24 protein-coding genes are annotated in these 19,950 nt (G+C 66.3%); 9 read left to right on the top strand and 15 right to left on the bottom strand.

Annotated elements, in window-relative coordinates; all coding sequences use genetic code 11:
- The first annotated feature begins 8 nt into the window (after nt 1-8).
- Nucleotides 9-356, top strand: coding sequence for a hypothetical protein (locus AB0I98_RS35555; RefSeq protein ID WP_362949132.1), 348 nt, complete (start codon nt 9-11; stop codon nt 354-356).
- Between the two features lie 210 nt (nt 357-566).
- Here the strand turns inward: AB0I98_RS35555 and AB0I98_RS35560 are convergent, their stop codons facing one another.
- Nucleotides 567-1,436 carry a hypothetical protein gene (locus tag AB0I98_RS35560; RefSeq protein ID WP_362949134.1) on the bottom strand — a complete coding sequence of 290 codons (870 nt, stop codon included), beginning with the start codon at nt 1,434-1,436 and terminating at the stop codon, nt 567-569.
- 61 nt (nt 1,437-1,497) lie between these two features.
- Nucleotides 1,498-1,950: an ATP-binding protein gene (locus AB0I98_RS35565; protein WP_362949136.1), complete on the bottom strand. Its 453-nt coding sequence runs from the start codon at nt 1,948-1,950 to the stop codon at nt 1,498-1,500.
- A 438-nt stretch (nt 1,951-2,388) separates the two neighbouring features.
- Here AB0I98_RS35565 and AB0I98_RS35570 point away from each other — a divergent pair, with 438 nt between their 5' ends.
- The 4 genes from AB0I98_RS35570 to AB0I98_RS35585 all read left to right on the top strand — a co-directional run bounded on the left by AB0I98_RS35570 (nt 2,389) and on the right by AB0I98_RS35585 (nt 5,096).
- Nucleotides 2,389-3,222 (top strand): helix-turn-helix transcriptional regulator, encoded by an 834-nt coding sequence (locus AB0I98_RS35570; protein ID WP_362949138.1) that lies wholly within the window; start codon nt 2,389-2,391, stop codon nt 3,220-3,222.
- On the top strand, nt 3,219-3,449 hold the full coding sequence (locus tag AB0I98_RS35575) for a DUF397 domain-containing protein (RefSeq protein WP_362949140.1): 231 nt from the start codon (nt 3,219-3,221) through the stop codon (nt 3,447-3,449). Before AB0I98_RS35570 ends, AB0I98_RS35575 begins: the two co-directional genes overlap by 4 nt.
- 78 nt (nt 3,450-3,527) lie before the next feature.
- On the top strand, nt 3,528-4,325 hold the full coding sequence (locus tag AB0I98_RS35580) for an SAM-dependent methyltransferase (protein ID WP_362949142.1): 798 nt from the start codon (nt 3,528-3,530) through the stop codon (nt 4,323-4,325).
- 414 nt (nt 4,326-4,739) lie between these two features.
- Nucleotides 4,740-5,096: a winged helix-turn-helix transcriptional regulator gene (locus tag AB0I98_RS35585; protein ID WP_362949185.1), complete on the top strand. Its 357-nt coding sequence runs from the start codon at nt 4,740-4,742 to the stop codon at nt 5,094-5,096.
- On the opposite strand, the gene AB0I98_RS35590 is transcribed toward AB0I98_RS35585, so the two are convergent.
- The 13 genes from AB0I98_RS35590 to AB0I98_RS35650 form a co-directional block, all read right to left on the bottom strand.
- Nucleotides 5,085-6,815, bottom strand: coding sequence for a BTAD domain-containing putative transcriptional regulator (locus AB0I98_RS35590; RefSeq protein WP_362949144.1), 1,731 nt, complete (start codon nt 6,813-6,815; stop codon nt 5,085-5,087). The two genes, AB0I98_RS35585 and AB0I98_RS35590, sit on opposite strands and share 12 nt — an antisense overlap.
- 998 nt (nt 6,816-7,813) lie before the next feature.
- Nucleotides 7,814-8,266 (bottom strand): hypothetical protein, encoded by a 453-nt coding sequence (locus AB0I98_RS35595; RefSeq protein ID WP_362949146.1) that lies wholly within the window; start codon nt 8,264-8,266, stop codon nt 7,814-7,816.
- Nucleotides 8,263-8,727 (bottom strand): TadE family protein, encoded by a 465-nt coding sequence (locus AB0I98_RS35600; RefSeq protein ID WP_362949148.1) that lies wholly within the window; start codon nt 8,725-8,727, stop codon nt 8,263-8,265. The genes AB0I98_RS35595 and AB0I98_RS35600 overlap by 4 nt, the downstream gene beginning before the upstream one ends.
- 11 nt (nt 8,728-8,738) lie before the next feature.
- Nucleotides 8,739-9,215, bottom strand: a complete 477-nt coding sequence (locus tag AB0I98_RS35605; protein ID WP_362949187.1) for a TadE family protein — start codon at nt 9,213-9,215, stop codon at nt 8,739-8,741.
- The gene (locus AB0I98_RS35610; protein ID WP_362949190.1) at nt 9,122-9,316 is read right to left on the bottom strand and encodes a hypothetical protein; all 195 of its coding nucleotides are present in this window, start codon (nt 9,314-9,316) and stop codon (nt 9,122-9,124) included. The genes AB0I98_RS35605 and AB0I98_RS35610 overlap by 94 nt, the downstream gene beginning before the upstream one ends.
- 30 nt (nt 9,317-9,346) lie before the next feature.
- The gene (locus AB0I98_RS35615; RefSeq protein ID WP_362949150.1) at nt 9,347-10,237 is read right to left on the bottom strand and encodes a type II secretion system F family protein; all 891 of its coding nucleotides are present in this window, start codon (nt 10,235-10,237) and stop codon (nt 9,347-9,349) included.
- Nucleotides 10,234-11,121, bottom strand: coding sequence for a type II secretion protein F (locus AB0I98_RS35620; protein ID WP_362949152.1), 888 nt, complete (start codon nt 11,119-11,121; stop codon nt 10,234-10,236). Before AB0I98_RS35620 ends, AB0I98_RS35615 begins: the two co-directional genes overlap by 4 nt.
- Nucleotides 11,122-11,138: 17 nt before the next feature.
- Entirely contained in the window at nt 11,139-12,593 is a 1,455-nt protein-coding gene (locus AB0I98_RS35625) for an ATPase, T2SS/T4P/T4SS family (protein WP_362949154.1), read from the bottom strand.
- Complete coding sequence (locus AB0I98_RS35630; protein WP_362949156.1) at nt 12,590-13,420, bottom strand: hypothetical protein; 831 nt, start codon at nt 13,418-13,420, stop codon at nt 12,590-12,592. The genes AB0I98_RS35625 and AB0I98_RS35630 overlap by 4 nt, the downstream gene beginning before the upstream one ends.
- The gene (locus AB0I98_RS35635; RefSeq protein WP_362949158.1) at nt 13,417-14,127 is read right to left on the bottom strand and encodes an SAF domain-containing protein; all 711 of its coding nucleotides are present in this window, start codon (nt 14,125-14,127) and stop codon (nt 13,417-13,419) included. Before AB0I98_RS35635 ends, AB0I98_RS35630 begins: the two co-directional genes overlap by 4 nt.
- Nucleotides 14,128-14,239: 112 nt before the next feature.
- Nucleotides 14,240-14,776 carry a hypothetical protein gene (locus AB0I98_RS35640; protein ID WP_362949160.1) on the bottom strand — a complete coding sequence of 179 codons (537 nt, stop codon included), beginning with the start codon at nt 14,774-14,776 and terminating at the stop codon, nt 14,240-14,242.
- 488 nt (nt 14,777-15,264) lie between these two features.
- Nucleotides 15,265-15,645 (bottom strand): hypothetical protein, encoded by a 381-nt coding sequence (locus AB0I98_RS35645; RefSeq protein ID WP_362949162.1) that lies wholly within the window; start codon nt 15,643-15,645, stop codon nt 15,265-15,267.
- Between the two features lie 446 nt (nt 15,646-16,091).
- The gene (locus tag AB0I98_RS35650) at nt 16,092-16,775 is read right to left on the bottom strand and encodes an HAD hydrolase-like protein (protein ID WP_362949164.1); all 684 of its coding nucleotides are present in this window, start codon (nt 16,773-16,775) and stop codon (nt 16,092-16,094) included.
- A gap of 131 nt (nt 16,776-16,906) precedes the next feature.
- Here AB0I98_RS35650 and AB0I98_RS35655 point away from each other — a divergent pair, with 131 nt between their 5' ends.
- From AB0I98_RS35655 to AB0I98_RS35670, 4 genes are all read left to right on the top strand, one after another.
- The gene (locus AB0I98_RS35655) at nt 16,907-18,121 is read left to right on the top strand and encodes a helix-turn-helix transcriptional regulator (protein ID WP_362949166.1); all 1,215 of its coding nucleotides are present in this window, start codon (nt 16,907-16,909) and stop codon (nt 18,119-18,121) included.
- Nucleotides 18,122-18,216: 95 nt separating this feature from the next.
- The gene (locus AB0I98_RS35660) at nt 18,217-18,579 is read left to right on the top strand and encodes a hypothetical protein (protein WP_362949167.1); all 363 of its coding nucleotides are present in this window, start codon (nt 18,217-18,219) and stop codon (nt 18,577-18,579) included.
- Nucleotides 18,576-19,082 carry a DUF6415 family natural product biosynthesis protein gene (locus AB0I98_RS35665; protein WP_362949168.1) on the top strand — a complete coding sequence of 169 codons (507 nt, stop codon included), beginning with the start codon at nt 18,576-18,578 and terminating at the stop codon, nt 19,080-19,082. Before AB0I98_RS35660 ends, AB0I98_RS35665 begins: the two co-directional genes overlap by 4 nt.
- 254 nt (nt 19,083-19,336) lie before the next feature.
- A complete protein-coding gene (locus tag AB0I98_RS35670) occupies nt 19,337-19,924 on the top strand; it encodes a phytanoyl-CoA dioxygenase family protein (protein WP_362949169.1) in 588 nt (195 codons plus the stop codon).
- The last annotated feature ends 26 nt before the right edge of the window (nt 19,925-19,950 follow it).

Raw genomic sequence — 19,950 nt, forward strand, 5'->3', positions numbered from 1 at the left:
GCCCCCTGATGCTGTTCGGCAGGGCGGAACCAGACCACGGCAGAGACGCTGGCTGGGCCACGTTCTGGGCCAACCAACGCGGCCCGAAATGGCACCTGAAACTCTCCGGCGCGGCCCACGACACCTTTCTCGACTTCGCCGTGCTGCTGCGCACCAGGCGGCACCCATCCTCGGCATCCCCGCCCGAGGAGGTCGCCAAGGCGGCCGGCACGATCGACGGGCGCCGCGCCACCGAAGTGGTACGCACCTACGTCAACGCCTACTTCGACCAGCACCTGCGCCACCGACACACCCGCCTGCTCTACGGGCTGTCAGCGCCTTACCCCGAGGTCACCTTTCCCGCCCCACACCCGTGAGACCGGACCCGCACAGCATCAAGGGCCCCACTTCTCCCACGTGCACTCTCCCTACCTCCTCCAGAAATGGATCAACTCGGGCGGAAGGGGCCCACACCCGCCCCAGGAGAGGGTGCGCCTGTCGACATGCGCGGCGAGCCCTCGTAGTCCCGGCAGAGGTCCTCACGATGGGAATGTTCGGTTCGGCCCCGCACCCTGTCTCAGCGTCAACTAACCCTGTCGCTCCACCTCATCACCGTAGCTATCGAGACCGCGGCGCCTCCGGACGATCAATGCCAGGTGCTCTTCAACCTCTCCGGCCCATACGCCGAGCGGAGCCAGGGCGGCGAGGAGGGTGCGGCCGGCTAACGTGAGGTCGCAGCGCGCGGTCGAGGCGAACTGGCCTTGTCGAGGTTGGTAGTTGACCAACCCGGCCTCGACAAGTCTGTGCAGGGTGTCCCAGAGCACCTTGTCCGACATGGTGCGGTGCCCTGTGATGTCACGGTTGCGTGCAATGCCGGCATTGACGGCCGCGCCAATGCCGGTCGGGTGTTGCCCGCCATGGCGCAGTTGACTGAGCACCGCGAATCCCCACCGAAGTCGCAGTATCACTAGCGCCATGCCGATGTCGCGCCAGTACTCCTGGTCCGGGCTGAGTGCATGTCGTGGTCCTACGGCTTTGGGGTCACCGAGTTGACTGCCCGCTCGAGCCCAGCCTCGGTGTACCCGAAGGAACGTAGCGAGCTGGTCACGTTGGCCGCCGGCCCATGCTGCGATGCAGTGCAGAGCGGCGAGCAGCCCCCGGCTCATGGGGGGCAGCTCCCGGGGAGTCGCACCATTCCCTGACCCGGCGCGCTTCTGACGGATGATGAGTCCGTCTCCTTCCATCCGGCGCAGCGTCATATAGAGCGTCTTCTCGTGGAGGACGCGCGTGCCCACCAGATCGGCGTTGCGCCTGTTGCCTTCGTTGATGTGGTCCAGAAGCTGAGCGGGGCGGAGCGGGTGATCTCGAAGAGCCACGAGGACCGGGTAGGTCCAGCGGTTGCGGAGCATCTCGAGGGCAAGGCCTGTTCCACGTAGCTGACTCAGACCTTCTTGCATGGCCGAAGCGCCTCCTGGCCAGGTAATGAGGCCGTGGTCCGAGACAAGGTCCTCGACGCGCTCATGATTGGTTCAGGCGCAGCGTCGCCCACACGACCCGAATTTCTCTTTGCCCGGCCACGGCAACGCCCCAGCGTTCAGAAAGAGCCTTGACGAGCATCAACCCTCGTCCCTCTTCGGCGTGGGGGTGGGCTTGTCGAGGCGTCGGCTCCGTCTGACCGCTGCCATCGTCAGCGACTTGGATCAGCAGCTGGTCGTCGGTGGCCCCCACATTGCATGTGATGGCCTCGCTGTTCGTGTGGATCACCGAGTTGGTGAACAACTCACTCACCACGAGGACCGCCGTGTCGCAGCCGTCAGACGTGATGTCCCAGTCTCTGAGTTGTTCCAGCACCAGGTGACGGGCTTCCCCAACGGCGGTTCCGTCAGCCGGCAGGACGAAGGCTCTCCGACGTGCAGCGGTGTCGAGCGTGGGGGGTGGGTCGCCAGATATGGCGGCGTCGGTCAGGGCCACGGTTGATTCCTAACGTGGGGCTAAGCCGGACGAGGCCGTGCGACGCGAGGGCTGTGGCGGTGTACCGGCCCTCGGAAGATCAATGAGAGTCACCAGCACACGAGTTGGGGCTTGCAGCGCAATCACCTGGGTTGGCACTGGCGGACAAGGTGACATAGCGCGGGCAGGACGCACAGCACACAGCATCCGGGGCGGGTCACCCTGCGGCTCGGCGTGCCAGCCCCAAGCCGGCGCCCGCCGTTCCACGCGGGTGAACTTGGTCACCCCGTCACTATGCTCGCCTCACAAGCCACTTGGCAACACTTCACTTTGCACAGTGCATTGCCTCGGTGTGCAGTCTGTCCGGCTTGCGCAGCTCGTGGCACACTGCTGGGCGTCCGGGGGTTCGAGGAGGCATGCGAAGTGAGCGCACCGCGGTCTGCTCCGACCGTTCTTCAAATGGTGCTCGGCAGACGGCTGCAGGAGCTGCGGAAGGCCAAGGGCCTGTCGGCCCAAGAGGTTGGCAACAGGCTGCGCCAGGCTCACACAACGGTCATCAGGATGGAGCAGGCCAAAGTCACCCTGAAGTGGGCGACGGTCAAGGCGATGCTGGAGATCTACGGCGTCGACAAGACCGAGGCGATGCAGTTCCTCGCCTTGACGGATCAGGCCAACGAGCCCGGCTGGTGGCAGAGCTACCGTGATGCGCTGCCGAGTTGGTTTGCCGTGCACGTCAGCCTGGAGAACTCCGCCACCCACATCCGCGGCTACGAGCCCCATGTCGTACCGGGCCTTCTGCAGACAGATGACTACGCACGAGATGTTCTCCGCCTGAATCGGCCTCGGCCTACCCAGGAGGAACTGGATCGGCGAGTGGCCCTACGGATGGAGCGCCAGGTCCTGTTGACCCGAACGGATCCCGCACCACCGCAGCTGTGGATCATCATGGATGAGACTGTGCTGCGACGTCCCGCCGGCGAGCCAGAGGTCATGAAGGCCCAGATCGATCGTCTGGTCGAGGCGATGGATCTTCCGAACGTAACCCTTCAGGTGCTGGCGTTCACGGCAGGGTTGCATCCTGGTGCGTTCGGCCCCTTCACGCTCTTCCGTTTTCCGATGCCGGACTTCCCGGACATCGTCTGCACAGACAACCTCAGCAGCGCCACATACAGCGAGAACGATGAGGAAGTGGCACTGCATCGTGAGGTGCTGGACAGGATGAGCGCGCAAGCAATGTCGAAGGGACGTACCAGGGAATTTCTCCTGAACGTCCGCAAGGAGTTAGACGCATGAAGCACACAGCAAATGCCGCCAAGGATCTGGGTAGTGAGGGATGGCAGAAGCCTTGGAGCGGCAGCAATAACGGCAACTGCGTCGAGGCGAAGCAACTCGGCGATGGACGCGTCGCCCTGAGGCAGTCGACAGACCCTGAAGGGTCAGCCCTCATCTGCACCCCCGCCACAATCGCCGAATTCGTCGCGGGAGTCAGGGATGGAGCGGCGGACTTCCTGATCGCTTGAGCCTGATTCGTACACCAACTGGCCACACCAACCTGGCACTCATGACCACGCCGACGCCGTGAGCAGAGGACAACTGAAGTGACAGACACCGGATTCAGCGCGGACGACATCGACACCAGCAAGCCCCACTCGGCTCGCATGTACGACTGGTTCCTCGACGGCAAGGACCACTACGCCGCTGACATCGCAGCGGCCAGGAAGGTGGTAGAACTCTTCCCAGGGGTCAAGGAAACTGCGTGGGCGAACCGCGAGTTCATGCATCGAGCTGCCCGGTTCGTCGCGGACCGCGGAGTCCACCAGTTCCTCGACATCGGGACGGGAATCCCGACAGAGCCGAATCTCCACCAGATCGTTCAGGAGATCGATGCTCGCGCTCGCGTCGTGTATGCGGACAACGATCCCATCGTCCTGCGTCATGCTGAAGCGCTGCTGCAGGGAACATTGGAAGGCTGCACGGCCTACGTCCACGCCGACGTCAGAGAACCCGAAGGCATTCTCGCGTATGCCAGGGAATACCTTGATTTTGACAGCCCGATCGGGCTGTCGCTGGTTGCCCTGATGCAGTTCGTGCCCGACGATCAGGACCCCTGGCAGATCGTCAGAATGCTGCTAGAACCCATGGTCTCGGGTAGCTACCTCATGCTCTCCCACGTCACATGGGAGTTCGATCCGGAGATCTGGGATCGAATCGACAGCATCTACCGCGCTGGGGGAACGCCGGTCAAGGCGAGGTCGCACAGCGAGGTCGCGCAGTTCTTCGAGACTCTCGAAGTTTGCGAGCCCGGTGTCGCACTGGCCACTCAATGGCATCCAGATCCCGGAATGCGAATTCGTGAAGACCAGCCGTTGTATGTGGGGGTCGCTCGCAAGTTGTGATGCATCCGCCGACACGTACTGACCTTGAAGTTACGTCGGCATCCTGGTGTATGCCATAGGTAGCGCTGTAGTCCTTCGGGTCACCGCCCTGTTTCTGATCAGACAACAACTCGCTAGTCACTCTTTCAACTGACCAGCGCCAGGCGCGGAGGCCTCCCCCACCGAGGAGGAGTTTCGTCATGCCAAAATCACACCTCGCGCAACGACCGTGCCACCCATTCATCATTCGCGACTGATCTCGAGGGGTATTTCATGCCTGATGAGATGAGCCGTTGGCAACACCGCGGTCCAAAGAGTGATCCTGAGCGACCCCTAGACACCGCTCCCGACGAACACGTTCAGCAAGAGCCATCGAACTCTTTGACGCCGGACGACCGTCGCTTCGCGCGAGGTGTACACGACGTCCGGTATCTAATGAGTGGTGAGTGGACCTGGGACGTTCTCATAGCCCTGCATGGAGGCCCGTTACACTACACGAGCCTACTCAACGTCATTCGCGCGCAGGACAACGTTGCTGGCTGGCCGGGCAGGAAACATCGGCGCCTGCAGGACAGCCCGTTGAATCGGACCCTCCGGCGACTGGAACAAGGCGAACTCGTCAAACACGACCGAGAGTCTGATTTCCCCTATCGCGCGACCTATGAACTGTCCTCGGCGGCAGAGGAACTACTATCGGTCGCTGCGCCACTGGCCATGTGGGCCGAGACTCATTCGGACCTGCTGGACCGTGCTCGTCAGCGGCGGCGCGCTGAAGACACTTCAAGTGGTTGAGTCGCTCTCCCCACGGCGCGGGGGATGTACACGCTGCAGGGAGCCGAGCAAGGCGACTGTCTCCGGACTCGGCTCCTCGTCAATCTCGGCCAGGGTTGTCTCGAGCAGCTTGAAGGTGCGCGCTACGGCATCCTGGTGCCCCAAGTGCGCCTGAAATCGGGCGATGTCGCGGTAGATGGCCTCATTGAACGGGTCGAACGTTCGGACATACTCCAACAGGGACAGTGCCTTGCCTGGTTCCCTCTCGCGCAGGAGACGCACGAGTGCGCTGACGGCGTCCATGACATCACGTCGGATGGCCTCCCGAGGTGCCTCGATCCACTCTGCGCCGACATCGTCAGCAAGGTCACCGGAATAGAGCTCGACAACACGCTCCAGAGCGCTGTGTTGGCTCTGCACGCCGACGCCCGGACGGGAGGCGTCGAGGGCGTCCCTCAAGTGCCACAGGTCCACGGTGACTTGGGCGTCGTCGAGGGCGTAGCGCCCGTCTACATGGGTTGTGACATCGCTGATCGCACCCTGGGTCGCCGTGCGCAGGGCACGCCGCAGTTGGCTCAGCGTCGCGTGAAAGCTGTTGTATGGACGGTCCTGAGGCGCCCCCGGCCAGATGGCCGCGACAATGGACTCGCGTCGTGCGCCTTCGCGGTGGAGGGCCAGATACACCAGGAGCTCGCGCTGCTTAGGTGCGAGAGCCGAGGTGATATCTATGGTCTGCTCTCCCGCTCCCTGACGGTGTATCAGGCATGAACTGCCCAGGACGATGAGCTGCAACGGCTTGGAGGAGACGGGAACTTGTCCGGTCGCACATTGGAGGCGACTGGGCTGTCCTGAGTCATCTCCGGACGTCGACGGTGGCGACGTGCCCAGTGCTCTGGACGGCACGCCTCGCTCCTCGTCGTGCGCGGCACTCGTGGACTCGCTGAGCTGTATCGGTGGGAGCCCCGCGGCAGGCTGCGCTTCGACGAGAAGGTCGATCAGCACCTGAGCGTCGTCAGCAGGCAACGTGAACAATCGTGCGGCACCGAAGGCGTCCGGCGCAGAGGGGCTGGCCGTTGTCACGATGCCGTTCGGCGCGATACCAACCGTCACCCCCGGCCGCCACTGCCCAAGCAGGATGCCGGCCAGGCCGAAGGCTGAACCGTTGTCGAATATTGCCTGCAGGCGGCTGTCGGCATGCGGCGCAGGGGTGGCCACGAGCACCAGGTCTGCATGGGGCGACGAAGGCGAATCGGGCCTGGTGGCCGTTTGTATGTGGTTCCGAACGCGCGTCAAGAGCTCGGACTCCACCCAATCAAGGGCTGCAACAAGGTCGCCTGCAACGTGCAACTGGGGAGAGTCGCCGGCGCACTCTCCAATCAGCAAGCGCCAGTCGGCAGCCGGGACGACGACCCTGATGGAGCGTGCAGATGGCTCGTGCTGTCGGGCGAGAAGGGAGACCAGCAAAGCCCGAGCAGCGTCGTGAGCGCCAGGTCCAACAAGGCCGAGACCGTGGGCCTGAGCGAGATCCCAGGCAAGCGCCTGGCCATCCTTGACGCCAATGGCTCTGTCGTCCCACGGCACATCCGGCGATGTCGAGGTGGCCTCGCTCGCCGATCCGCTGGCTTCGGAATGCGCCGGACGGGACTCTGCAGACCAATCAGGGACATCCGGGAAGTCCCGCTCGTCCGGTCGCGACGCCTCGTCGTACGCAAGCCGCAGTGCACGCACGACAGGCGCCATGGCCAGGTTGTCGCGATCACCGCTCCCGGGGAGATACCGGGTTCGTCGCCGCCGCCGAACGATGAGCACCGCGGCCGCGATCAGCGCGGCGAGGGCGATACCGACGAAGGCTCCGTTGGGCAGGCTAATTCCGGGCTCCGGGCGGGGTTCGTGAGTGTGGCGAGCCGGCGACGACGGTGGCGCTGCGTTGCCACCAGGTGGGAAGGCGTCGGTTGAGGGGTTCGGCGTTGTGGGCTCTCGGGGTTCGGAGGGGTGGTCTCTGACGGGTGGGCAACTCGGAAGTCGCAGGATCCAGCCGGGACGAATCAGATTCGGGTTGGTCAAGGCGCTCCCGTCGGGCTGAGGGCGCCCGCGGTTGGCGACGTAGATCTCGGGCCATCGACTGCCGTCACCGAGCGTGCGGTCGGCGATGCGCCAGAGGCTGTCGTAAACGCCATCGCGAGGCGGAGCGACCTCCACGCTCTCAGGGACACTCGTGACGCTGAGACGACCAGGCACGGTAACGCTGCCTGCTGCCGAGGGCGTTGAGGCTCCGGTGGCCGTCGCAACCGTGCCGGCCGGAGACGAGGACACGGCAGCCCGCTGGGAGAGCAGAGCGACAAAGATCGTGCCGACAAGCACCGCAGCTACAGCCCTAAGCGGGCCTGGGTGAGGGATGGCTGGTCGCGGGAGTGCCCGTGCCTCGTCGACGAGCGCTAGAGCAACGGCGAGGACGAACGCTGCCCAGATCGGCCAGAGGATGCAGGCCATCGTGCGGAGCAGCAGGCTGACCGGCATTGGGGCAATCAGGGCACTTTCGATCTCCGGCCAGCTCGGGAGGCGGCGCGGGAGGGGCCAGCCCACCAAGCGCGTCAAAGCCCACGGTGTTCCTCCGACCAGAGCAACCAGCGTGGTTACGGCGAGCACCCCCCGCAGCAAGCTTGCGCTGCGTGACAGCAGGATGTGGCCCCTCCCGGTGGGCCTGAATCGGTGTTCGCGATCGGGCATGGCCAACCTGGTCAGGATTCGGGCGCAGTGACGCCGTAGACGGGATGGGCGGAGCCTGTGGCGGTCACCGTGATGGCCCCAAGGCCGATCAGGTCGAGGAGTTGGGTTTGCTGCTGGGCTGTCACCGTGACGGTGACCGTGTCGTTAGTGACGCTGACCGTGCCGGTGTCTGGAGTGGATGCGAGGTACCCCTCGGCCAGGGCACGGGCTTGCTCGGGGATGAGGTGTACGCTCCCGTCCGCTCGGTAGGCGGCCAGGTCGAGGGCCTGTGCACCGTTGCGGGCGGCTTCCTGGGCCTCGCCCATGGCTCGGGCTCTTGCGGCCAGCGCGAGGCCGCCGTCCAGGACGAGTCCAGCAAACATGACCACGGCGACGGTGAGGGGGACGACAAACACCGTGATCTGACCCTCGTCGCGCCGTGCCCGGTCGCCAAGTCCCGCCCGACTAACGCGCAGATGTGTCATGGGCTCCCTGCTTCTCCAGAGGACGCCCTGTTGGTAGTACCGCGGTACACATCAACCGGGGCAGAAAAGGTGGCGTTGAGCGCCGTGCTTCCAGGCACTTGTAGGAGCGCAAGGTCATCGAGGTCGACGCGGCAGGTGACAGTGATCGTCGTGATTCCGCCCGGCTGCACGTCGCCCTTCATGACGATCCCGAAGGACCGGCACGTGATTCCCTCATCCCGAAGCGCGCCAGCAGCCGTCGTTCGGGCTCTGGCCTCCGCACCGGACGGCGTTCGCGCGGAACTCGCAGCTCGCGCCGCCTGATGGGCCACGTCCTCGATACGTAGACGTGAGTCCGCTACGCGCCCGCAAAAGACCAGGAACCACAGCATCAATAGCAGCACGGGGATGCTGACAACTAGTTCGACGGTCCCCGACCCACCGTCGACCCGATACCTGCCGGGGAGCGCATGGCATCTCATATCCCAGTCCTTCAGCCGGGTTCGAATTTCTCGATCGGTCCGACCGAACGAGCTCGTACCGGCAGGTGCAGGAACGGCAGAACGCTGCTGGCGGTCCCAGTGATGTGTACTTCGGCCCGCTCGGCGCCACGTCGAACAGTGACCCGTGTGCTGCGCAGCGGACCGCGGCCGAGCTGGTCCAGAGCCTGGTCCGCTGCGCCCTGCCCGGCGGCTTCGGTGCCGTCCTCGATCCGTGTGGCTGCCAGTGCCTGCGCCGCGGTGGCCTGGGCGATGTGAGTGGCGTGCATGTAGAGGGCCGCTTGAGCCAGGAGCAGGACCACGGTGAAGACCAGCGGCATGATGATGACCATCTCCGTGGTGCTTCCGCCCGCATCGGTTTGTCCGGCCGACCGACCTACTTCAAGGTCACGCGGTGAGCTGCTGCCAGTATCTGCGGCCCGAACAGTCCGGTCACGGTCAGTGCGAGCGCCGCAAGAAAGGCAATCCAGATCACCTGTTCCGTGGTCACTCCGCGGTCGTCGCGGACGACGTTGCGTATGACAGAGCTCAGATGGCGTCGTACGGATCGGAGAGACTTGAGCGCGGACATGTGCGGTTTCCTCCCGACGTTGTGGCTGAGTCATAGCGTTGCGTCGATCTGGAAGAGGGCCGGATAGAACACGAAGATCACGAATCCGAAGGCCATGAGCATGCCGGGCAGAGCCATGCGCTCGGTGGCCGAATTGGCCTGCCCTTCGGCTTCGGCGCCATCGCGGGCACGCATGGCGGCCGCCTTGGCGGCAAGAGAGGCCCGTACCTTGGCTCCCTCCGTGCCTGCGAGGGCGAGTGCGGCGGCAAGCTCCGTCAGCTCGGTGACGTCGAGTTCGTCACCGAGTTCGCCTAGCGCTGTCCATGGAGACGTCCGAGTGAGCCGGGAGGTCGTGAGAGCGCGGCGCAGCCGGTGGAAGGACCAGCCGTGACCGACCTCGGCAGCATCAGCGAGAGCCCCCTCTACGCCGGCGCCTCCGGCAAGCAGGATATGGATGAGGTTCAGATAGGCGCTGAGCGCGTGGCGGAAGGCAGCCCGGCGTCGCGCGGCCTCGGCCCGCACCGCGGCGTCCGGTAGAAGGAAGGCACCGATCGCCAGCGCCAGTGAACCGCCGAGAGGCACGGCCCACGGCAGTGGTCGGCCCCCGAGCGTGAGGGCGAACGCAACAGTTGCAGGCAGGAACAGCCCGGTCAACGCCAGCGCCGCCTTCTCGGCCAGGTGCGTCTCGATCGACCGCTCCACGACGGCGAGATCCCGGCGGACGCTGCGGACGGGCAGACCGAGGGCATGCAGCGGTCCAGCGAGGGGCTTGCCCATGCGCACCGCCCAACCGCCGTCCCAGTCCGAGGGCACTGAGGGTGCGGGGGTGGCGTTCAGGCGACGGATCAACGCAGCCAGCGGTGGTCGGGGCGGAAACAGCCATAGGGCAAGCGCCCACAACCCAAGCCCGGTGCCGATCGAGAGCAGCAGGATGGTGATCACAGGGATGCCTCCGGAGATACGGCGCCGATCGCGTCTGGGGCCCTTCCGACGAACCCTGGTTCCGTAAGGAAGCGCTCGGGCTGTTCGATCCGCGACATGCGACGGAGCCAGGCGAAGGCGACCGTGAACACACCGCCGATCAGCAGCAGGACGAGTTGCCCGGTCACCGTGTCGTACGGGGCGAGGAATGCGGGGTTGAGGAGGATCAGTCCTGCCGCGAAGGTGAGGGTGGTGATCACCACCACGCGCATCGTCGTACGGGTGCGAGCACGGCTGGCCTCAACCCGTTGACGCATCTCGACCTGGCCACGGGCTGTGGCCGCCAACTCTCCAAGCAGCGGCGCCAGTTGGCGAGCCTGATACTCGGAGGCGAGGATGAGTGCGGCGATCACCAGGTCCGCTGTGGGATCGGACAGGTCGTCGGCCAGACGTCGCAGCGAAGTGCCAAGGCGACAGCCGCTCGCGAGCCGGACGGCTAGGCCCTGGATCTGAGGTCGAACAGCGATAGGCGAGGTGTGGGCCGTGGCCATCACGGCTTGTTCGAGGCCGGCCGCGGCGGCCAGCGTGTCGCGCAGCATCTCGGTCCAGCTTGCAATGCCTTCGATGCGGGCGACGTGCTGCCGGTTGGCAGTACTGGAGCCCAAGAGCCTGGGCAGGGTCCACGTCGCCATCGCAGCCAAGAGTCCGCCGACTACCCATCCCGTGGTGACACCGACAAGCAGTCCAGCCGCGCCGGCAGCGGTCAGCCATCGTCCCGGGTACTCGAAGTGGAAGAGAAGCCGGCGCAGCCTCTTGCCCTTCGGGTCCCGGACCGTGGAGGTGCCGTGTAGCGCGTGAAGCACCATCGCCAGTCCAGCACCGGCGCCAAGGCCGAGCACGCCCATCGGTACCGCATATCCAGTCATGGGTGTCGCCACCAGTTCTCGACCGCAAGGGAGTCGGGGTCAAGGCCGGCGGCTGCCAGTCCTTCCAGCGTCTCGGCGCGCAATGGCACACCACGGACTGCGCGCAGGTCCGGGCCCGGGCGAAAGATCTCGTTGGAAACGATTTGCCTGTCGTCGGCGTCGACGATCTCGCGGATCGAAGAGACAACCCGCTTGCTGTGGTCATCACGTGGTTTGTCCAGGTGGACCACGAAGTCCAGTGCGGAGGCAACGAGGAGGTTGGTGGCCTCCAGCGCCAGACGCTCCGGTCCCTGGACCGCGTAGGCCGCCAGTCTGGTGAACGCTCCCCGGCTGGTGGAGGAGTGCAGCGTACCCATTGAGCCGTCATTGCCTTGGCTCATGGCGTTGCACATCGGAATCACCTCGGGCCCACGGACCTCACCGACGATCACGCGGTCCGGGGACATGCGAAGCGCCCAACGCACCAATTCGGCCTGAGTGACTGCGCCTTGGCCCTCGATGTTTGCTTCACGCGCCTGCATCGCCACCACGTCCGGATGGGCGTCAGCGTCGGTCCCCAGGCCGAGCTCGAAGACGTCCTCGATTGTGATCAGCCGCTCCCATGGGGGGATTTCGGCAGCCAGTGCCCGCAACATGGTGGTCTTGCCGATCGCCGTGCCCCCAGTGATCAGGACGTTCTTGCGGGCTCGGACCATTGCACCGAGGAATGACTCAAGGCCCGGATCGATTGTGCCGGCCCTCCGCAACTGGGCCAGTGTGACGTGCTGGAAGCGGTGCCGACGGATCGACACCGAGGGACGGGCGGTGACCGCCATCACGGCGAAGACGCGTTCCCCATTGGGCAGTTGGAAGCTCACGCTAGGGCTACCGCGGTCGAAGCGTCGCTCCTCCACCCCGGTGCGCGCCGCCAAGTCGCGGATGAGCTGGACGAGTTCCGCGTCCGAACCCACCACTGGCGGAAGCTGCTCGCGCCGACCGTCGGCGTAGCGGACGAAGACGTGGTCACCGTTGATGTTGATGTTCTCGATGTCCCGGTTGCGCAGCAGGGGCTCCAATCCCGCCAATCCGAGGACTTCGGCCAGCACGGCCGCGATGACCTCCTGCTCGGTGTCCTGCGGCAGGACGCGCTGACCGCGTGTGAGCAACGTGCGTGCGTGCTCTTCCGCGATATCCGACAGGATCTGCTCCACCCGAGTACGGCGTTCCACGTCGGTCATACGCGGGCGACCAGCGTCGTCGTCAGCGCGAGCCCGCTCGGCGAGGCGTTTGGGAAGCTCGCGCATCATTCGGAGTCGCAGTTGCGCCGCAGCGGAGCCGTTCTCGGTGCCGACGGCGTCGGCACCGAGCGACCGTCCTGCAGCAACACTCGTTGACTGCTGTCCGCCCGGCCCCACCGAGGGAAAGACACCACCGCTGGGAATCGAGGTACGGCTGCTCCCTCGCTCGCTCATCGCGACACCTCTTCCTCGGACTCTGGCAAGGCTCCTGGGCTCATGGCGGGCGGACTGCCGCCGACGCTCCGCGGCGCCGGGACCTTCTCCTGCGCCCACTCCGGTCGACCGAGTGAGCGAGAGGCGGCCGTGGCGGCAATACGAGCCAACGACCGACCCAGTGGCGAATTCGCCGGCGCCGAGCGTCGTCCAGGGCGGCCGCACAGCACAGCCGCGCCGTTGCGGTCGTCCGGGATTCGGCCGATGACCTCGATCCCCAGCGTTCGGACTACCTCGCTGGTCGGATAGCCGCCGCCGATCAGCACGAAGCAGGAGCGGCGCGACCATCGCACGACTCTGTCCAAGTTGGCGGCCACGTGCATGAGGGCGTCGTCGTGGGAGCGGGCCAGCAGCAGTGTCGTGTCGGCTGCCCGCAGAATGCCCAGGGCCGCGGAGCCTGGATCGATCCTTCCGCAGTCGGCGATCACGGCGGTGCCAGGACGGTCTGCCGCCTGCCGCAGCGGCGCGGCGCCCGCACCGGTGATCTGGGCGAGCGAGGCACGCGCTTGCTCCGGGCCGGCCGGGCCGACAACAACTGGCAGGCCTCCGGGCAATCGCTGAGTGTGCTGCCACACCAGCCCGGGCGCTGCTCCTCGCCGTACTGCTGCGGCGAGGCTCACCAAACCGGGGGATGTCTCCAGGGAGAAGCGGGCGAGCAGGTCACCACCGGCCGGATCGCACTCCACGAGCACCGGTTGCTCGCCGGACGGCCATCGCGCGGCCAAGCCGAGCGCTGCCGTGGTCACCCCGGGTGAACCCTTCAAACTGCACAGCGCCACCAGCGTCACCGCCTGCCTCCATGCACCACGTAGACGTTGATCTGCCCGATTGGCGCAGCAGCCAGTTCGCGAGCGTCACCCTGAGCCAACTGCAGGGATACCGTCGTCAGGAGTTCGTCGCTGTTGGGATGGACTCCGGTAACCGTCGCTTCCCACGCCGACGAACGAGAGGACGCTGCGCCGGAGGCTTCGTCGGTCGCCGCCATAGCGACGACCGTGACGTGGTTACCGACTTGCAAGTCAGGCGGGTACTGGCCAGCCTTCACGCCCACTGCGATCACAGCCTGCCTGGCTGGAGGAACCCGTGCGTCGCCCATTACTTCCTTCGTCAGCAGCGTCCCCGCCGGCATGGTGTAGCCCACGGTGCGGCCCTCGACGGTTGAACGCGCGTGAGCGGGGATCGCGGCAAGACCGGTGTCCATCGACATGCTCACCTCGCGCACATCCCGAGCAGCCAGCTCCTGACCGACGGCAACGGGGCGGGCCAGCACCAGCACGGCTTCGTGGTGACCGAGCTGGGTGGCCACTACCACGCCACCGGTCGCGCAGCCGAGGACCAGGAGCACGCCAAGAAGCAGGTACGGCCCGCTACGGCGCCTGGGCACTCCGAGCACGCGAGCCGGTGCTTGGCCGTCGCGGCGTTTACCCCAACGGCGAGCCATGATCGCCGCTTCCCCGGACTCCGTATCCGAGTGCGTCGGCGCACGGGTGTTCATCGAGTACCTCCTCGTGGCACAGGACTTCGCAGCACCGCGCCACCGGCGCGCTGCGGTCGAGATTGCGTTGGAACTTGTCGCGGCTCGTAGATCAGCGGGGGAGGCGTCGGGGTCAGCGACCGGTGTTCAACGCCTGGCTCTCCGCGACCCGGAACGCCGCATCCGACGTTGTCGTCAGGCCTGGGAATTCGCCGCTCTCGCCCGCCCCAGCCCAGGTCACCGTCCAGTGCACCGTCGCCGACACGGGGTAAGCGTTGTCCGGTTGCCCGGCCGACGACGTGCGATAGGTGTGGCCGCAATCCGGCGAAGTACTCGACGGGCTGGCCTGCTTCTGCCGCATCGCGTCATACGGCGTGCCCGGGCCCTTGCACGTCACCGAGTTGCCGTCGCCCATCGCCCAGTCGACGGACACAGGCCGAGCTGTGGCCGTCACTGAGACTCCAGGTACCGATGCCGTCGCCGACACCGATCCCCAGCCTTCGCGGTCGAGCCACAACCAGGTCGGCAGGCCGACGAGTTGCTCATTCGCCGGGCTCGACTCGATCTCAGGCGACGGCAATCTCAACTGATCGCGCGCCATTTGCGCCAACTGGGCCGGAGTCGGCTGCGGAGCCCCGCCCTCTTGCTGTGGTGCGTCCGGGATCCACACCGGCGGACGGTACAGCGCGTCCCGTACACCTCCGGCAGCGCATTTGTAGACGTACCACGCTCCGGATTCCCCTGGCTGTGGGTCTGCTGCCAGCAGTTTCGTGGTTGGCGAAGACGTAGTGAACACCGCGACCTGGGCCGCGCCCCCTCCGCTACGCGGCCCGGCGTAGGAGGCCTGCGTTGCCTCAGGCGGCGGCTGATAGTCGCTGGGTTGATAGGAGCAACTCGCCCGATTTAGGTCGGGGTTTCGGCTCTTCGGGGTTTGGGAGCCGCTTTCGCCTCCACCTTCACTCCCGCTCCCCCCGCGGGGAGCCTCACCGCCATCGTGGCGAGGCGTGCCGTGCGCGCCGCCTCTCCCTGCGCTCAACTCGCAGCCGGGCAACGGGTTCTGCGAGCAGTCAGCTGCTCCCCATTCGTCACCGGCGGCCGCAACTCCAGCGCCCGCGACCGTGACCGCCAGGGAGAGACAGATAGCGGCGACCGGGCGTGTCAACATGACCCCAACCCCTCGACCGCGAAGCGTGTGACCTTCCACGTGCCGTCGGCCTGCTTCTTCACCTCAGCGGCGATCGCACGTCGGCCGCCGGGCGTGGCGTCGGCAAGCTTGCCGGTGTCCTTCCGGTACTGCAGCCAATGCCTCGAGTCTCCGCAGTCCTGGATCATCACCGTGGTCGGCTGGGCGACCGGAGTCGCTGAAGTCACCTTCGGGTGGTTCTTCGGCGCACCCTTACTGACAAGCCCGTTGAGATGGTCCGCGTACAGGACACGGGACATCGCCGACAACGCGTCCCCCGTGGCGTGCGCCGCCAACTGAGGAGACCGCCAGTCCGCCGTCGTCCCCGCCTGTGCCATGTCCTGCCACATCGCCACGTACGCCGCCTTGGCCTGATTCCGGGCGCTGGATGCCGGGGACTCGGACGACGGCTCGGCAGATGCTGACTGGTCCGCGGTGACGACGCCCGTCGCGCTAGACGTGCTCGACGGCGGCTCCGTCGTACTCTCCGCGCTGCAGCTTGCGACGAGCAGCGTGACTGTCGCAGCACAAGCCGCTGTGACAGGCCGCCACCTGTCATCTGTGCAGGCATGCGTTCTTTCGACCACCACGGTCACATCACCCCGCGAAGCACGTAGATCGAACCGCCCGGGTTTTGGGCGGGCTCCAGATCTATCGCCGGGGTTCGTTCCTACTGCAAGGTGCGAAGGCGCCCTAACTCCAGAATGGGATCGCCCCCTTGACCTATCCTTTACCTTTACACCCAAACGGAACGCTCAAAACGGTCCGTAGTTGACTCGCGCCTGCAACGCAGGCCTCTGTACTACGGCTGTTGGCCATCGCAACGCACAAGCTTTACCAGCAGCTCGGTGTCGCGTAGGTCCGACAGGACGACATCGGCACCGGCGTCTCGCAGTGCGGTTTCGTCGCTCCGCCCTGATGCTACGGCGATCACCCGCACGCCATTCGCGTGTGCTCCTTCCACATCGGCCGGCGTATCACCGACCAACACTGCCTCCCCGGCCGCAGCACCCGCACGACGGAGCGAGAGCCTCACGAGCTCGGCACGGACGTCGTTGTCCTCGCCGTACGCCCCGAGCTCCCAGCGGATATGCCGGTCGAGCCCGAACACCTGGAGCTTGATCTCGGAGACCGGGCGGATGTTGCCCGACACCACTGTCTGCTGGACACCGAGCGCGTCGAGCGCGTCGAGGGCGGCGGCGGCACCGGGTAGGGCGTGGCCCCGCTCCCTTAGCTCCGCGGTTTGTTTCAGGTGCTCCTCCGTCAGAGCACGAGCGAAACGCTCGAAGTCATTGCGGTCCGTGGTCAGGCCATGGAGCTTCGCTGTCTCGCGGAAGATCACCGGCTCCGTGATGCCATCGATCTTCGCCTGCTCGCGCAGCACCTGTCCTGTGGTTTGCAGGAACGCAGCCGCCGACAGCTCGCGGCCCACGCCCCGCGTGTCGATCAGCGTGTGGTCGATGTCCCACAGGACGAGCTGTGCCATGCCGCCTCCCCAACTATCTACCCATCACTGGGTCATTACCTGTCACGCCAACGTGTGCGGACCGTGCACGCGCTGGCGCGCTCCGTCCTAGGCTGACGGTACGAGACACAAGCGGAGAAGGGGGCGGAACGGTGATCTCACCAAGACTGCCCGTGGGCCAAAAGGTCAAGTACTACCGGCGGAAGAACGGCAACCGCACCCAGGCGGCCATCGCCGGGCTGTGCGGCATCACTGAACGCTACCTTCAGCAGATCGAAGCCGGACAGAAGGTGCCCTCTGCCGACGTTCTCTCCCGACTCGCCGCCGAACTGGGCGTCCCGATCGCTGCCCTCCTCGTGGAAGACCGCATCGAGGAGTCAGCCATTCCTCTCACCGCCGCGCCTGCCGTGGCCCGTGCGCTGATGGGCTGTGACCGTCCGCGCAGCTCAGCTCCTGCAAGCCCCGCGGAACTACGGGAACGGGTGGAACAGGCATGGCGCACCTGGCAGTCGTCGAAGGACCGGTTCACCGCCGCAGCCCGCGTCCTCCCCGATCTCATCGGAGACGTCGAACACGCCGTGCGAGTGACCCGCACGGGGAACAATCCCGAGGCGCGGCGCGAAGTCCTGCGGGTGGCAGCGGATCTGTACGGCCTGTTGCGCTCGTACTGCCGCCGCGCCGGACGCCTCGACCTGTCGCTCATGGTCGCCGACCGCGCGATCCGGGCCGCCGAAGACGCCGACGACCCCGTGCGCATCGCGGCTGCCCAGTGGAACCTTGGCCATGTGCTGCTCTCCCACAGCGAGCCGGGCGCAGTCGAGGAAGCAAAGGAGGTAGCTCTCCGAGCCGTCGAGCAACTGCATGAGGCTCCAGTGACAGCCGAGAGTAAGGCCGTTGAGGGAGCGCTCGAACTGGTCGCGGTCGTCTCCGATGCCCGCCGTCGCCAGTGGTGGGAGGCTCGTCGTCGACTTGAGCAGCGAGCGGCTGCGCTCGCCGAACAGGTCGGAGAGGGCAACGTTCAGTGGACCGTGTTCGGGCCGACCAATGTGGCCATGCACGCGATGAGCATCGAGATGCTTGCCGGCGAGGCCTCTGAAGGGCTGCGCGTCGCCGACCAGATCGACACGCACGGTCTGCCGAGCCGCGAGCGACGGTTCACCTTCGGTCTCGAACTGGCCAGGTGCCACGACCTGCGACGGGAGGATGCAGCCGTCCTGGTTCACCTGCTGGATCTGGAAGAGATTGCTCCCGAGGACCTGGCGCGCAACCCACTCGCTCACAACATGATCCTGGATCTCCAGAAACGGGTCCGTCCCACCTTCCGCCGCCAGGTCAACGATCTCGTCCAGCGGCTCCAGCTCGTCTGATCCCGAACTCGCGGTTCACCCGAACTCTCAGTTCGGGTAGCCCCATCGGTCCAGCCGTACCTTCGCCGCACAGTGCAACGAAGGACGGACGACAGATGATCAGCGATGCGGCAGACATGTTGACCGCGGCCGGCCTGCGGCTCGCGCCCGCCGGTGTCGAATGGGATGCAGTGAAGGTGGAACGGCACCTTGGCGTCCGCGCGATCGAACTGATCGCGCAGCCGGGCGCCGTGGCCGTGGATCCGGCTCGCCACGAACCCATGCTGTACTTCTTCGTCCCCGCGGGCAGCACCGCCCTGTGGGACGTTCCGCAGACCACCGCCCTCGGCGCCGACGCGCACGTGGTGCTGCCGCCCGATCACAAGGAAGGACCGCCCGGCCTGTACTGGCTCATCCCTCATCAGCACGGACTCACACCCACTGATGTACTGCGCCATGCGCTGGAGGCGACACAATGAGCGCCACTCGCGCCAGGATCGAAGCGATGCCACTCGATGTGGTGACGATGCACGACACGGCCTGTCGTCTGCTGGAGCCCGATGCCGCACCGGACATCCTGCCGCTCTCGGCCGATGAACTGGAAACCCTCATCCTCCAGCTGCGAGGGCACTTGCAGCTGCTCGCCCCCGAAGTCGAGCAGCTGGCGCTGCAGCTCCCACAGGACAGCGTGCCCCGTTACTGCGCACTCGCCTGCATCCGTGAGGCACGCGGAAAGCTCCAGACCAGCCCGCGTCCCGGACGGAGCGGAGCAGCGGCCTACGCCCGGCGCCTGGCTCGTGCCGTCAGAGCGCTGTGCGAGTACTACCCAAAGCTACGTGGCGTGCGACTCTGCCCCGCCTGCGAAGAGCCGATCGGGGACGGCGAGCCCTCCCTGCCGCGCGACTATCCCAGCCCTTCCGGCTCGGCGGCGAGATCGAGTGACATCCACGCCAACTGCAGCAACGTGGTCCGCCTCCACTGACCAACGCCAGCCCTCCTACGACGGGGGCTCCGAGCCTCACCGCTTCACCGTCAACGGCCGCACGCCGAGGGGCTCAGACCGCCGGCCACCTTCGATGCTTCGAGAGCGAGACACTCATGGCTGAGCCTTCGCCTACTGCACCAGCGCGGCCAGACGACGCCCTTGCGGGCGACGGACCGCTGGGTCCCGCCGGATACGGTCAACTCCACCGGTGGACCGCGCCCTCCACAGCGCGGGCCCGCGCTGTCGAGCTCGTGGCAGCCCATCGCGGCGCGCTTCGCGATGTGGTGCGCAACCCCCACGCCGAGGAGGACTGGGCCCAGGCCTTGGTTCGAGTCCCCCGCCTGGTGAACGAAGTACAAAGGCTGATCGGCCCGAGCATCGCGGTCGAGAACACCTTCCTGGTCGTCAAGTGGCCCGGTCGCGACTTCGAGGTGCCCTGGCATCAGGACGGGATCAACGATCGGCTGGAGCTGGACCCGTTCCGCGCGGTGACCGCGTGGGTGGCGCTGACCGACGCCGACCTCACGACGGGTTGCCTGCATGTTGTGCCCGGCTCCCAGCGAGGCGGCTACCTCCCCTACGAGCGGGAGCTCGCGACCGGCGCGGCCCGCGGGCGTGCCCTGGGCACGCGCGTGTCTCCCCACACGCGCGGCGTGCCCGTGCCAGTGGCCGCCGGGAGCGGAGTCCTCATGGACACGCGACTGGTGCATCGCTCCCACTCGAACCAGGGCGCCGGCGCCCGCATCGGTTTGAACATCCGCTACGTGGCGCCCCGCGGCATCCGCAGGCGCGACGACTCAAACCCCAGCCTGCACCCGATCTCGGGCTCGGGCTGGTAGTTCCCAACGAGTGAGAGGAGAGAACC

It is taken from the genome of Streptomyces sp. NPDC050211 (genome assembly GCF_040656035.1).
Taxonomy (GTDB): domain Bacteria; phylum Actinomycetota; class Actinomycetes; order Streptomycetales; family Streptomycetaceae; genus Streptomyces.